This is a genomic window from Agathobaculum massiliense (assembly GCF_900291975.1).
In the GTDB taxonomy this organism is placed as follows: Bacteria; Bacillota; Clostridia; order Oscillospirales; family Butyricicoccaceae; genus Agathobaculum; species Agathobaculum ammoniilyticum.
Genome location: NZ_OMPN01000001.1, coordinates 141097 through 153477 on the forward strand (window position 1 = coordinate 141097; position 12381 = coordinate 153477).

Annotated in this window: 13 protein-coding genes; 11 read left to right on the forward strand and 2 right to left on the reverse strand. The window is 53.6% G+C overall.

Annotated features, from left to right (window positions below; translation table 11 throughout):
* The first annotated feature begins 3 nt into the window (after positions 1 to 3).
* From tilS to DBQ51_RS00700, 5 genes are all read left to right on the forward strand, one after another.
* Complete coding sequence (tilS, locus tag DBQ51_RS00680; RefSeq protein WP_107630464.1) at positions 4 to 1341, forward strand: tRNA lysidine(34) synthetase TilS; 1338 nt, start codon at positions 4 to 6, stop codon at positions 1339 to 1341.
* A gap of 7 nt (positions 1342 to 1348) precedes the next feature.
* Positions 1349 to 1903 (forward strand): hypoxanthine phosphoribosyltransferase, encoded by a 555-nt coding sequence (hpt, locus tag DBQ51_RS00685; protein WP_242977792.1) that lies wholly within the window; start codon positions 1349 to 1351, stop codon positions 1901 to 1903.
* 44 nt (positions 1904 to 1947) lie between these two features.
* The gene (gene ftsH / locus DBQ51_RS00690) at positions 1948 to 3855 is read left to right on the forward strand and encodes an ATP-dependent zinc metalloprotease FtsH (protein ID WP_054325911.1); all 1908 of its coding nucleotides are present in this window, start codon (positions 1948 to 1950) and stop codon (positions 3853 to 3855) included.
* Between the two features lie 135 nt (positions 3856 to 3990).
* Positions 3991 to 4452 carry a hypothetical protein gene (locus DBQ51_RS00695; protein WP_107630465.1) on the forward strand — a complete coding sequence of 154 codons (462 nt, stop codon included), beginning with the start codon at positions 3991 to 3993 and terminating at the stop codon, positions 4450 to 4452.
* A 10-nt stretch (positions 4453 to 4462) separates the two neighbouring features.
* Positions 4463 to 4657 carry a helix-turn-helix transcriptional regulator gene (locus DBQ51_RS00700; protein WP_054325913.1) on the forward strand — a complete coding sequence of 65 codons (195 nt, stop codon included), beginning with the start codon at positions 4463 to 4465 and terminating at the stop codon, positions 4655 to 4657.
* A 59-nt stretch (positions 4658 to 4716) separates the two neighbouring features.
* On the opposite strand, the gene DBQ51_RS00705 is transcribed toward DBQ51_RS00700, so the two are convergent.
* Entirely contained in the window at positions 4717 to 6042 is a 1326-nt protein-coding gene (locus DBQ51_RS00705) for a sodium-dependent transporter (RefSeq protein ID WP_107630466.1), read from the reverse strand.
* Between the two features lie 227 nt (positions 6043 to 6269).
* On the opposite strand from DBQ51_RS00705, the gene DBQ51_RS00710 reads away from it, so the two are divergent.
* The 6 genes from DBQ51_RS00710 to DBQ51_RS00735 all read left to right on the forward strand — a co-directional run bounded on the left by DBQ51_RS00710 (position 6270) and on the right by DBQ51_RS00735 (position 11684).
* Positions 6270 to 6710, forward strand: coding sequence for an ACT domain-containing protein (locus tag DBQ51_RS00710; RefSeq protein WP_107630467.1), 441 nt, complete (start codon positions 6270 to 6272; stop codon positions 6708 to 6710).
* A gap of 29 nt (positions 6711 to 6739) precedes the next feature.
* Positions 6740 to 7951: a homoserine dehydrogenase gene (locus DBQ51_RS00715; protein WP_107630468.1), complete on the forward strand. Its 1212-nt coding sequence runs from the start codon at positions 6740 to 6742 to the stop codon at positions 7949 to 7951.
* Between the two features lie 12 nt (positions 7952 to 7963).
* Positions 7964 to 8854, forward strand: coding sequence for a homoserine kinase (thrB, locus tag DBQ51_RS00720; protein WP_107630469.1), 891 nt, complete (start codon positions 7964 to 7966; stop codon positions 8852 to 8854).
* Positions 8855 to 8904: 50 nt separating this feature from the next.
* Positions 8905 to 10113 carry an aspartate kinase gene (locus DBQ51_RS00725; RefSeq protein WP_054325916.1) on the forward strand — a complete coding sequence of 403 codons (1209 nt, stop codon included), beginning with the start codon at positions 8905 to 8907 and terminating at the stop codon, positions 10111 to 10113.
* A gap of 96 nt (positions 10114 to 10209) precedes the next feature.
* On the forward strand, positions 10210 to 10398 hold the full coding sequence (locus tag DBQ51_RS00730; protein ID WP_107630470.1) for a hypothetical protein: 189 nt from the start codon (positions 10210 to 10212) through the stop codon (positions 10396 to 10398).
* A 164-nt stretch (positions 10399 to 10562) separates the two neighbouring features.
* Positions 10563 to 11684 carry a helix-turn-helix domain-containing protein gene (locus DBQ51_RS00735; RefSeq protein ID WP_054325917.1) on the forward strand — a complete coding sequence of 374 codons (1122 nt, stop codon included), beginning with the start codon at positions 10563 to 10565 and terminating at the stop codon, positions 11682 to 11684.
* A gap of 35 nt (positions 11685 to 11719) precedes the next feature.
* Here DBQ51_RS00735 and DBQ51_RS00740 read toward each other — a convergent pair whose 3' ends face one another.
* Positions 11720 to 12271, reverse strand: a complete 552-nt coding sequence (locus DBQ51_RS00740) for a cysteine hydrolase family protein (protein WP_107630471.1) — start codon at positions 12269 to 12271, stop codon at positions 11720 to 11722.
* Positions 12272 to 12381: the final 110 nt, after the last annotated feature.

Consider the following 12381-nt stretch of genomic DNA (forward strand, 5'->3'; position numbering starts at 1 on the left):
GCCATGCTGGAAATCGTAAAACACACGATCGAGGCGCACCAGATGCTGACACCCGGCGAAGCTGTCCTGGTGGCGCTTTCCGGCGGGGCGGATTCCACAGCCCTTCTGCGGGCGCTGCTGCTTCTGGGATACCCTGTGCGGGCGTTCCATCTGAATCATTGCCTGCGCGGAGCGGAAGCGGAACGGGATGAAGCGTTCTGCCGGTCGCTGTGTGCGCGCCTGCAGGTGCCGCTGACCGTTTCGCGCGCGGATATCCGCGCGGAGTCCGTCCAGCGCGGGGAAAGCATTGAAACAGCGGCGCGTCATATCCGGTATGAGCGGCTTTTCGCCGCTGCGGGAGCGGATAGGATCGCGACCGCCCATACGGCGGACGACTCAGCGGAAACCGTGCTGTTTCATTTGGCACGGGGTACCGGACCGGAGGGGCTGACGGGGATACCGCCGGTACGCGGCCAGCTTGTGCGACCGCTGATTGAAACAACAAGAGCGGATGTGGAAGCCTTTTTGCGGCAGTTAGGGCAGGACTATGTGACCGACAGCACAAATGCGGATGACCGATATACGCGTAACCGCATCCGGCATGCGGTAATACCGGTGCTTCGTGAGATCAATCCGGCGCTGCCGGATGCAGTAACGCGTCTGAGCGGGCTTCTGCGGCAGGACAACGCGTATCTGGACGGGGAAGCCGAACGTCTTCTTTGCGCGGCGCGGCGCGCTTCCGGCAAATGGCAGGTTGATACGCTCCGGTCGGCGCATCCGGCGCTGCGTTCGCGGGCGGTAAAAATGCTTGTGAAGCATTCGGGCGTGACGATGCGGGATATCGCCGCAACGCATATTCAAGCGCTGGAACGCCTTCTGGAAACAGACGATCCATCCGCAGCGCTCAGTCTGCCGCATGGGTTTACGGCGCGGCGGGAATATGATACAGTATATATAACAGCCGCAGCCGCACCAGCGCTTCGGCGGGAACCGGTTTTGCTTACCGTTCCGTTTGACAGGCCGGTTTGGGGCGGCACGCTGCATTTGTCGGTTCGTCGTTTAGAAAAAAAGCAATCTTTTTACAAATCATTCAATACTTTTCTCGTGGATTGTGGTACAATATGTTTTGATACGTTCTGTGTCCGCGCCCGCATGCCGGGAGACAGGCTGCGCCTATCGAAAAAGGGCGGCAGCCGCACGCTGAAAAAGCTGATGATCGACCGGAAAATCCCGCGCTTACAAAGAGATGAGTTAGCGGTTCTGGCGGATAAAAACGGCGTGATCGCGGTGCAGAATTTGGGGATGGATATTTCGCGTGCTCCCAAAGGGGGCGCGCTGATAGAAATAACGATAGAGGGGTAACTGACAAATGGCATTTGACATGCGAGACGACATCAAGGAAGTTTACTTCACGGAACAGCAACTCGCGGAAAAAGTGGCGGAGCTGGGCGCGCGTATTACGGAGGATTATCGGGATAGGAATCCCCTGATCGTCAGCGTACTCAAGGGATCCTATGTTTTTATGGCAGATCTGACCCGCAGGATCCAAACGCCGTGCAATATTGATTTCATGGTGGTATCCAGTTATGGAAAGGGGACCAAAACCTCTGGCGAGGTGCAGATCATCAAGGATATCGAGCAGCCGATCGACGGGCGCGACCTGTTGATTGTAGAGGATATCCTCGATTCAGGCGTCACGTTGAATTATTTGATGCAGGTGCTGATGGCGCGCGGAGCAAATTCGATTCGGCTGTGTACGCTGCTGTCCAAGCCTGCGCGGCATAAGGTACATGTGCCGATCGATTATCTCGGCTTTGAAATACCGGATGAATTTGTGGTCGGCTATGGCCTAGATTATGCTGAAAAATACCGTAATTTGCCGTATATCGGCATTCTCAAACCGTCTGTTTACGGCGGCGAGTAAATACACGAACGAGGAAGAGGTGTCATACCGATTTGAAAGGAAAAATGAAAGGCTTTGGCCTTTATCTTCTGATACTGGTGTTTTTGCTGGCCGGTGTCAGCTATGTTGTGAGCCAGACGTCGCGCACCGAGCCGATCACCTATCTGGATGTATACAAATACTTCCAGGAGGAGAAAGTTGATCAGTTCAAGGTGGATGGCGGGACGCTGACCATGCATCTGAAGGACGACGGACGCGTTGTCAGCTATGACTTGGGGAATTACTTCAGCGTATTTTACGAAGAACTGGGTGAAACGATCCAGGAGCAGGAGCAGAACGGCACGCTGACAGAGGTAAATTATATCACTACGGAAATACCGTGGTGGGCGAATTTGGTGCCATACCTCATCCTGATTGTTCTGCTGGGCGCGTTCTGGTATTTTATGATGAACAAGCAGTCCGGCGGCGGCGCGGGTCCGATGCAGTTCGGCAAAGCACGTGCAAAGCTGGCGCAGGACGATAAAAGGAAAGTCACTTTCAATGATGTGGCCGGTGCGGATGAGGAAAAGGCCGAGTTACAGGAGATCGTGGAGTTTCTGAAAAACCCGCAGAAATTTGTGCAGATCGGCGCGCGCATTCCCAAGGGCGTACTCCTGGTAGGCCCTCCGGGTACTGGTAAAACATTGATCGCGCGTGCGGTTGCGGGCGAGGCCGGCGTGCCGTTCCTATCGATTTCCGGCTCGGATTTTGTCGAGCTGTATGTCGGCGTTGGCGCTTCGCGCGTACGCGATCTGTTCGAGCAGGCAAAAAAGAACGCACCGGCGATTGTGTTCATCGACGAGATCGACGCGGTAGGCCGCCAGCGCGGCGCGGGACTCGGCGGCGGGCATGATGAGCGCGAGCAGACGCTGAATCAACTGCTTGTAGAGATGGACGGTTTCGGCGCCAATGAGGGCGTTATCGTGATTGCGGCAACCAACCGTAAGGATATCCTCGATAACGCATTGCTCCGCCCGGGCCGTTTTGACCGCCAGGTCTATGTTGGCGCACCTGACGTTAAGGGGCGCGAGGCAATCCTGAAAGTGCATGCCCGCAACAAGCAGTTCGATCCGGATGTCAAGTTCTCGGATATCGCTAAAACCACGGCCGGATTTACCGGCGCGGATCTGGAGAATCTGCTCAACGAGGCAGCACTGCTGGCAGCGCGCCGCAATAAAAAGCTGATTTCCCAAGATGAGATCGAGGAGTCCCTGCTCAAAGTCGTGATGGGTGTGGAAAAAAAGAGCCATATCATTACCGAGCAGGATAAGCGCCTGACAGCATATCACGAAGCAGGTCATGCCATTTGTTTCCATGTCCTGCCGACGCAGGATCCGGTGCATCATGTAACGATCATTCCGCGTTCCTCCGGTGCAGGCGGCTTTACCATGCCGCTACCGGAAGAGGATCAGGCGTACCGCACCCGAAAGTATATGGAGGAGTATATCATCGTTTGCTTGGGCGGCCGTGTCGCGGAACAGCTTACGATGCCGGATATCTCCACCGGCGCCTACGGCGATATAAAGCAGGCGACGCAGATGGCGCGGGCGATGGTGACCAGTTATGGTATGAGCGAGAGGATCGGGCCGATTGATTACGGCGCGGACAACGGCGAAATATTCCTGGGCCGTGATTTTGCGGCAGGGAAGGGCTACTCCGAGGTCAAGGCAGCGGAGATCGACGATGAGATCCACCGTATTATCGAGGAGGCGCACCACGCCTGTGAGAAGCTCCTGACCGAGCATATGGAGGAGATGTCCCGTGTCGCGGAGTATTTGATCCGTAATGAAACAATGGACGGGGAAACCTTCCTTAAGGTCTATAACAATGAGATCGTTCCGGACAAGGTACTCGGCGAGGATTTGATGCCTGAGCTTCAAAAGGAGCTGGATGAACAGGCACAGAAAAAAGACGACGGCCAGGAAACAGAATAAAAAGAAATCCCACGGGAACCCGTGGGATTTCTTTTGTGGAGAAAAGTCAAAAACTCTTGACATTTTTAAAAGTGTGAGGTATGCTGAAAATGTAAAATAAGTTTGACACTATGCAAAGGGGAGGGAGAGCTTGATATGGGTGCAAAGAGCTATATTTTGATGGCGCTGCCAATAGTGTTTCTGGTTGGCTTTCTTGCGCTGTTTATATGGATTGGGAGGAGGCGGCCGCTGCGTTTCACCGCATTGGCCAATAAGCTTGGTTTGCAGCCCGGGATGCAGCGAGCGGACGAGATGGAGCGGCTGATCCAATACAAAGCAATCTCTATTGCATACACGGTTATGCTGTTTGGTTTGCTGGGATGTACATTTTACAGCGTATTTGTTAAAAATGAAAGCATACCGCTTTCCAACGGCGTTCTGCTTCTGGGCGTGCTGACACAATCGATCGCCACACTTGCGCTGCGGCATCGGTATACGGAGGGAGACGAGGAATATAAGCCCTATCCGCTGTGGAAGACTCTGATGATTGTGCTGGTATTCAGCCTTGCAGTCGGTACGCTGGGAGCGATGCTTGCTATTGGGATTATGATGATATAAGTGAAAATATATGAAGAACGGCATCAAAGCGCTGCGGAAAGCTCACGGCCTGCGGCAGGAGGATATGGCAAAGCTGCTCGGTGTTTCGCGCCAGACCGTAGTTGCAATGGAAAATAACAAATATGACCCGACCCTGGAATTGGCGATGAAGGTTGCCCGCTTATTGGAGCAGCCGGTAGAAAGTATTTTCTTCCTGGAAGAATAAAAGAGCTTCCCCTTAAGGGGAAGCTCTTTTATTGTCCAATATGGTCCCCGCAATAAACGTCAGCCAATGCCACCGGGGATCAGGAAGCTGAATACGACGACGAGCGCTGCCAGGAAAACATAAACATATTTTGCGAGAGGATCAAATACACGGCTGAGCGTTTTTTCCCGACCAAGCATAAGCTCTTTTTTGATTTCCTTGACGCCCAGCACCCAATAAATCATGACCGCGCCGAGAATCGCGCCGATCGGGACCACATAGATCGTAATAATATCCATCCATCTGCCCATAAGCGCCTCCTGCTCGATCAGAAGGCCGACAGCAAGCGTTGCAACGCCGGAAAGCACAACAGCGGTTTTCCTCTTGAGCTTGAGACGGGTCTGCGCCGCTTCGGAAACCGCCTCGAGCATGTTGGCAAGCGACGTGATGCCGGCAAAAAGGACGGAAAGGAAAAACAGGAAAGCAAACAGCCGCCCCATCGGCATTTGCTGAAAGACGCGGGGCAGAGTGATAAACAACAGTTTGGGACCGGATGCAGGATCAAGCCCAAATGCAAAGACCGATGGGATAACGGCAAAGCCGGCGAGCATAGCTGCGCAGGTATCGAGCAACGCGGTCATTGTGGAGGAGTGGACGATATCCTCTTTTTTGCTCAGATAGCTGCCGTAGATGATCATACCGGAGCCCGTGACGGAAAGGGAAAAGAATGCCTGCCCCATCGCCATGACCCAAGTTTTGGGATTCAAAAGGAACTCCCATTGGGGGACAAACAGATACCGGTAACCATCCAACGCGCCGGGCAGGAAAGCGACACGCACCGCGATAATCAAAAACAGGATAAAAAATGCGGGCATCATAAGTTTATTGATTTTTTCGATGCCGCCCGACACACCGTAAATCAGTATGGCGACCGTCATCAGTACAACGATCGTGTGCCAGGGGACGCTGGACAAATGCGCGCTGCTCATTTGGGAAAAGAATACTTCCGGCTCCGTGCGCATCAAGGTGCCGGTCAGTGCGCCAAACGCGCTGCGGACCACCCAACCGACAATAATGGCGTAGCCGATCGCAATGCCGAGCGACCCGAACAACGGGATCGCACCGAGAAAAGCGCCGCCTTTTTTGCCGCGGCTTTTCATCGCGTACTCATATGAGCCGATCGGTCCGGTGCCGGTCAGACGGCCGAACGCAAATTCGCCCGACAGGCCGACGTATCCAAACAGAGCGACAAACAGCAGGTAAGGAATCAGGAACGCCGCGCCGCCGTACTGCCCTGTGCGGTATGGAAACATCCAGATGTTTCCCATGCCGACTGCGGAGCCGACTGCGGCAAGAACAAAGCCTACTTTCGAGGTAAAGGTTCCATTTTCGTTTTTTTGTTTCATAGTACGATTCTCCGTCTCTAATTTCACATGTTTTTTTAGTATATCATAGTTTAGGAAATTAAGCCATATTGGATTTGCCAATAAATCGGATACAGCTTTGTCGAATCATACAAAAGGATTTTGTGAAAAACAAGAATTTTATCACATATTCCCTTGCTTTGCAGGGGTTCATATGGTATGATAGGAAAGCGTGAAAAAGACATCTGTCTTTTTAGGGAGGACAACGCATGATTAAGCCAAAATATTATCTGGTCGAGCGGACATTACTGCCCGAGGTGTTTCAGCGCGTGATCGAAGCAAACGAAGCGATTGCCTCCGGAAAAGCGGCTACCGCAAGCGAGGCGGCGAAAATAGCAGGACTGTCCCGTAGCGCCTATTACAAATATAAGGATGGCGTCCGGCCATTTTTTGAGGCGACGACCGACCGGATCGTAACATTCCATTTCATGTTGCATGATCAGCCTGGGATGCTGTCGAGTATCCTGGGGCTTATGGCGCGGTCCGGCGCCAACCTGCTGACGGTGAACCAATCCATCCCCATGCGGGGGCAGGCCTCGGTCACGATAGCCGCGCGCACCGGTGAAATGAAATATTCCGTCGAAGAACTGGTGCATCGGGCAGAAGCGCTGGAGGGCGTAAATAAGGTGGAAATTTTAGCATCCGAATAAGAGAACAGCCGAAAGGAAGAGAATGACGTATGGTGAAAGCAGCTATCATGGGCCATGGCACGGTTGGCTCTGGCGTATATGAGGTATTTGAAATGAACGCGGAAAAAATCACCCGCGTGCTGGGGGTGCCGGTTGAGGTGAAATATGTACTCGACCTGCGCGATTTTTCCGCATTGCCGTATGGGAATAAATTTGTAACGGATTTTTCTGTTATAGAAAACGATCCGGAGATTTCGGTCGTAGCTGAGGTCATGGGTGGCGTCGGCGCAGCGTATGAGTTCACCAAGCGTTGTCTGCAGGCCGGCAAGAGCGTTTGCACCTCCAACAAGGAGTTGGTCGCGACCCGAGGGGAGGAATTGCTCCGGATTGCGCAGGCGCACGGTGTAAATTATATGTTCGAGGCATCGGTCGGCGGCGGTATCCCAATCATCCGCCCCATGCTGCAGTGTCTCGCGGCAAATGAGTTCGACGAGATCTGTGGTATTCTCAACGGAACGACAAATTATATCTTGACCCAGATGATCCATAACGGCGTCACTTTTGAGGACGCGTTGAAGCAGGCGCAGCTCAACGGCTACGCGGAAAAGGACCCCACAGCGGATATTGAAGGGCATGACGCCTGCCGCAAGATCTGCATTCTTTCCGACCTGGCTTTTGGGGATAAATTTGATCCGGATGCGGTTTCCTGCGAGGGCATCACGAAAATAACGCTTGAGGATGTGGCTAACGCGGATAAGCTGGGCTGTGTGATCAAGCTGCTGGGCCGTTCCGTACGCTGCGAGGATGGAACCGCGTATGCGTATGTTGCGCCGCACCTGATCCACAAAGAAAGTCCGCTGGCTGCGGTGGAGGATGTGTTCAACGCAATCATGATTAACGGCAACGCCACGGGGGAGGTTATGTTCTACGGAAAAGGAGCCGGCAAGCTGGCGACAGCCTCCGCAGTCGTGGCGGATATGATGGACTGCATGGAACACCGTGACCATCGCCGCCGTATTATGTGGGGGGATGGCTCGCGCTGTTTGCTTCGGCCGTTGGATACGCTGCAAAGCGCATGGTATGTCCGGTTCAAGGGCAGCCAGAAAGATATGGAGGCGGTTTTGCCGGTCGAAAGCGTGACAGAACCGGTTGACGGCGTGGTTGTTGTGAAAACCAGCAAGCTGGCGACCGCCGATATGCAGAAAAAAATCCAGCAGCTCAACGCCTGCGGCAAGGTCTGCGCAGCGATGCGCATGCTCTAAGGGGGGAAACACATGGTAAGGGTAACGGTACCCGCGACAAGCGCGAATATGGGGTCGGGCTATGACAGCATCGGCATTGCGCTTGAGCTTTATAATATTATCGAGATGGAAGAATGCGACCACATTGATATTTCGGATAAAAACGGTCAGTTAATTCCTAAGGATTCGCGGAATTTGATTTACCAATGCGCGAAAAAGGTGTATGATGAATGTGGCTACAGCCTGAACGGGCTGCGCATCGTCGAAGACTGTGCGATCCCGCAGACAAGAGGGCTCGGTTCTTCCTCTGCCTGCACAGTGGCGGGGATTATGGGAGCGAATGAGATGCTGGGCGAGCCGCTTGACCGGCAGGCTGTGATCGATCTGGCCGCAACGATCGAAGGGCATCCGGATAATTCCACACCGGCGATTCTCGGCGGCTTCTGCGTCGCGCTGCTGGAAAACGGGCATGTACACCATGTGCGTGTGCCGGTACACAGCGCCATTGACTTTATTGTGTTTATCCCTGACTTTAAGCTGTCAACGGAAAAAGCGCGCGCCGCGCTGCCCAAGACGATCGCGCATCATGACGCGGTCTATAATTTAGCGCGTGCCGCCCTTCTTGCAGGCTCGCTGACGACCGGAAAGCTGGATAATCTGGATGTTGCGACAGGGGACTGCCTGCACCAGCCGTACCGGTTCGGCCTGATCGAAAACGGGGAGGACATCATACAGGAGGCAAAGGAACTGGGGGCGTTAGGCGCATTTATCTCGGGTGCCGGCCCGTCTATTATCGCAATGGTCTATAAGGGGGACCGTGACTACGCCGCGCGCGCGCAGGCCTTGTGTGCGGAAAAATATCCACATTGGCATGCGATGCAGCTTCGCTGTGACGAGGTCGGCGCGACAGTCAAGCGTATTTGAAGCAGGACCGTTTTTGACGGTAGGCGATATAAGGAGGAAACGTAACAAGTATGAGTCTTATTGTGCAGAAATTTGGCGGAACCTCGGTAGCAAATACCGAACGTCTGAAAAACGTGGCGGACATTGTGACGAAAACGGCACAGGCGGGCAACCAGGTTGTTGTCGTCGTATCCGCGCAGGGCGACACAACGGATGACCTGATCGCAAAGGCGGCGGAGTTGAACGACCATCCCTCCAAACGGGAGATGGATGTGCTGCTCAACACAGGGGAAATGATTTCCATGTCCCTGCTCGCGATGGCGATTCAGAAGCTCGGTTTTTCCGTGGTTTCGCTGACCGGCTGGCAGATCGGGCTGGAAACCAACAGCAATTATTCAGACGCGCGCATCAAGCGCATTTCGGGCGACCGGCTGAAGGCGGAATTGGATAACGGGAAAATTTGCATCGTTGCAGGCTTCCAGGGCTTGAACAAAATGGGCGACCTGACAACGCTCGGCCGCGGCGGATCGGATACGACTGCGGTTGCGATCGCAGCGACGCTGGGCGCAGACCTGTGCCAGATTTATACGGATGTGGACGGTGTGTACACGACCGATCCGCGTATCGTACCCGGCGCGCGCAAGCTGGAAGCGATCACCTATGATGAGATGCTGGAGCTGGCCTCGCTCGGCGCGCAGGTCCTGCACAACCGAAGCGTTGAGATGGCAAAGAAGTATAACGTCGACCTGGAGGTCATTTCGAGTTTTACCCGCAATCCGGGTACAAAAGTCAAGGAGGGTTCTCACATGGAAAAAATGAACGTTTCGGGGGTTGCCCGTGACAATAACTGCGCCCGTGTTGCGATTATCAATGTTTCCGATACACCCGGCACCGCGTTCAAGGTGTTTTCGCTGATGGCTAAGCATAATGTAAATATCGATATTATCCTGCAGTCCGTCGGTCGCGATAATAAAAAATCCATTTCGTTTACCATACGGCAGGATGATGCGGACCGTGTGGGAAAAATCCTGCGGGACAATGCCGAAATGCTGGGATATGAGGACGTGTCGATCAGCACCAAAGTGGCGAAGGTTTCCATTGTTGGCGCAGGCATGGCGTCTTCCGCAGGCGTGGCCTCCAAAATGTTTGAAGCGCTGGCCATGGCTGGAATCAATATCCGTATGATCTCCACTTCGGAGATCAAGATATCCGTCCTGATTAACGAAGAAGACAGCGAAAAGGCAGTCAAAGCCATTCATGAGGAATTTTTTGGCGAATAACCGCTATTGATATTTATTTGTCAATCTCGTTGACAATCGGTTGGACGCACGCTATAATTAAACCAGAGTTTGACGACAAGAAAGGGAGAATTACAAATGAAGAAGCTTTGGTGCCTGTTCCGCCGCCGCTTTGCAACGGGGACGGAAAAGCTTTGTGTAGCGTTTTCCGAAACAGAGGGCCGCGTCCGTGCCTGTCCTTACGCGACAGAGGAAGAAGCGAAAGAAAAGTGCGCGGAATATGCTTTCAACAACCGCTCCGAAGGGGAAAATGAGGGCATAGAATAAACCGGTTTACATAAGGCTGAAAAAAGCTCCGGAAGAGACGTCTTTCGGGGCTTTATTTGTCCCTTTCGCGCATGTCAACCGTTGGTTGACAAAAAGAAACGACCGGTTGGTGGCATTTTCAGAGGAAAAGCGGTAGCCTGAAATAAAGAAAAGGCGGTGATCAAATGACTACGGGTGAAAAAATAGCAGCCCTGCGCCGGAAGGCAGGCATGAGCCAGGAGGCGCTGGCGGACCAACTGGGGATATCGCGCCAGGCGGTATCCAAATGGGAAGCGGATCAGGCAGTGCCGGGTATGGATAATCTGGTGGAGCTGGGGCGGATATTTGGCGTGCCGGTCGATGCGATTCTGCGTCCGGACAGCAGACTGCCGGAAAGTGAATCCGCAGAACCGGAAAACGCAGCATCCCCAGGCGTCCCTCTGAAGCGGCCGGTGCTGACAGGGAAAATCAGGTGGTTTGCCATCGCGGCTGTGCTGCTTGCTCTGGCAGGGGCTTTGTGCAATCTTGTGTCCCTCATATGGATTGGACGCCTGCAGGAGCGCGTGGAGGCGCTGCAGGCGCAGGTCAATGCCATACCGGAACGGACGGATACCGTTTATATCCCGCAGTCCGGCGCGCAGGAGGAAAGCGCGCTGGCAGATTTCGATGTATCCTATGATTTGCAGTATGACCCGAACGCACAGACAGCGGAGATGCTGCATGTGTCAATTTATGCCCGGCCGAAAGAACTGCATCCGGAAAATGAAACCGCGAAGTTCTCCATCCAAAGCGGTTCATCAAGCTGGACCTGCAGTGCGCTGTTGGGCCAGGACAACGCTTATTCCGGCGATACGGAAATCCCCATGCGGGATGCGTTTTCGGTTTATCTGGTGCTAACAGATGAAGAAAGCGGCATGGTCCGTAATATTTTGGTGGATCATTTGACAGGCGTGGAGGACGCATATACGCTGCAATTCAGTTCGAGATGGCAAACCGGAGGTATTGCATCCGATTGGGGCGGGACACATGTGTCGGGGTATTTGGAAATTCAAGTGTATTCCCTTGCTCCGTCCATGCGTGTTGCACCTCAGAGCGCGGCGCTCGTTCTGCGCAAAGGGGATGAGGAACTCGAACGCATGGGCGTAATGGTTAACGCAACGGAGGAGGAGTTAGCGCTCCATATGCTACATGAAATCTACCTGTATGCGAAGCCGGACTGGACGGTCAGGGAACCGTTGGAGACGCTGACGGTAGAACTGGAAATTGTGGACGACTACGGCCGTATCACTGTATGGGAGATCGATTAAAGGGAAAAGAGGGACCGCCTAAACGGTCCCTCTTTTCAGCGGTTGATTACGGTCATTTGCAGCCCCTGCATCACATCGAGCGCCTTTTCATGCAGGACAGGGTCAAAGCTGCGGCACAGGGAAGCGTCCACGATAATCTGGGCTTCCGGCCATTGCGCCTGCAGGAGCGCGGCATTGGAAATGACGCACATGTTCGTCACAACACCTACGACCATGATCTCCTTCAAATCGGGAAGCTCACTTCCCAGCTTGGTAAGCTCTGACGGCGGCATGCCAAAGGTGTGCTTGCAGATGTTGTGAATTTGATGATTGGCACAGGTCTCACAGCATAACTCCTGCGTTTTCCCGTAAAGGCGCCAGCCCTGTTCTTTTGGATTGCAGTGGGGAATGGGCAGCGCGCGTCCTTCCCGCGTCTCCAAATACAGGTCGTCATGGGTGTCATAGGTGAATAAGACGTGATCCCCCTGCGCCAGATAAGCCTGGGCCTGGTGGGCGATCCCACCATCGATCGCGGCGGCCCCGTCAAAGCCGAGCGAGCCGGTCACAAAGTCATTTTGATAATCGATCACTGCAAGAAGCTTGTTCATAACCCATATCCCTCCATTTTTATAATTTTATCATAGCATGATTTTGTGCCGGCAACAACGATTTTATTGCACCGTGCTATGAAGTGGATTATAATAAAAGCACGTCGCGC

Excerpts from the sequence above, each read along its gene's own strand:
- tilS (WP_107630464.1), top strand. The coding sequence starts at position 4 with ATGCTGGAAATCGTAAAACACACGATCGAGGCGCACCAGATGCTGACA.
- hpt (WP_242977792.1), top strand. The coding sequence starts at position 1,349 with ATGGCATTTGACATGCGAGACGACATCAAGGAAGTTTACTTCACGGAA.
- ftsH (WP_054325911.1), top strand. The coding sequence starts at position 1,948 with ATGAAAGGCTTTGGCCTTTATCTTCTGATACTGGTGTTTTTGCTGGCC.
- DBQ51_RS00695 (WP_107630465.1), top strand. The coding sequence starts at position 3,991 with ATGGGTGCAAAGAGCTATATTTTGATGGCGCTGCCAATAGTGTTTCTG.
- DBQ51_RS00700 (WP_054325913.1), top strand. The coding sequence starts at position 4,463 with ATGAAGAACGGCATCAAAGCGCTGCGGAAAGCTCACGGCCTGCGGCAG.
- DBQ51_RS00705 (WP_107630466.1), bottom strand. The coding sequence starts at position 6,042 with ATGAAACAAAAAAACGAAAATGGAACCTTTACCTCGAAAGTAGGCTTT.
- DBQ51_RS00710 (WP_107630467.1), top strand. The coding sequence starts at position 6,270 with ATGATTAAGCCAAAATATTATCTGGTCGAGCGGACATTACTGCCCGAG.
- DBQ51_RS00715 (WP_107630468.1), top strand. The coding sequence starts at position 6,740 with ATGGTGAAAGCAGCTATCATGGGCCATGGCACGGTTGGCTCTGGCGTA.
- thrB (WP_107630469.1), top strand. The coding sequence starts at position 7,964 with ATGGTAAGGGTAACGGTACCCGCGACAAGCGCGAATATGGGGTCGGGC.
- DBQ51_RS00725 (WP_054325916.1), top strand. The coding sequence starts at position 8,905 with ATGAGTCTTATTGTGCAGAAATTTGGCGGAACCTCGGTAGCAAATACC.
- DBQ51_RS00730 (WP_107630470.1), top strand. The coding sequence starts at position 10,210 with ATGAAGAAGCTTTGGTGCCTGTTCCGCCGCCGCTTTGCAACGGGGACG.
- DBQ51_RS00735 (WP_054325917.1), top strand. The coding sequence starts at position 10,563 with ATGACTACGGGTGAAAAAATAGCAGCCCTGCGCCGGAAGGCAGGCATG.
- DBQ51_RS00740 (WP_107630471.1), bottom strand. The coding sequence starts at position 12,271 with ATGAACAAGCTTCTTGCAGTGATCGATTATCAAAATGACTTTGTGACC.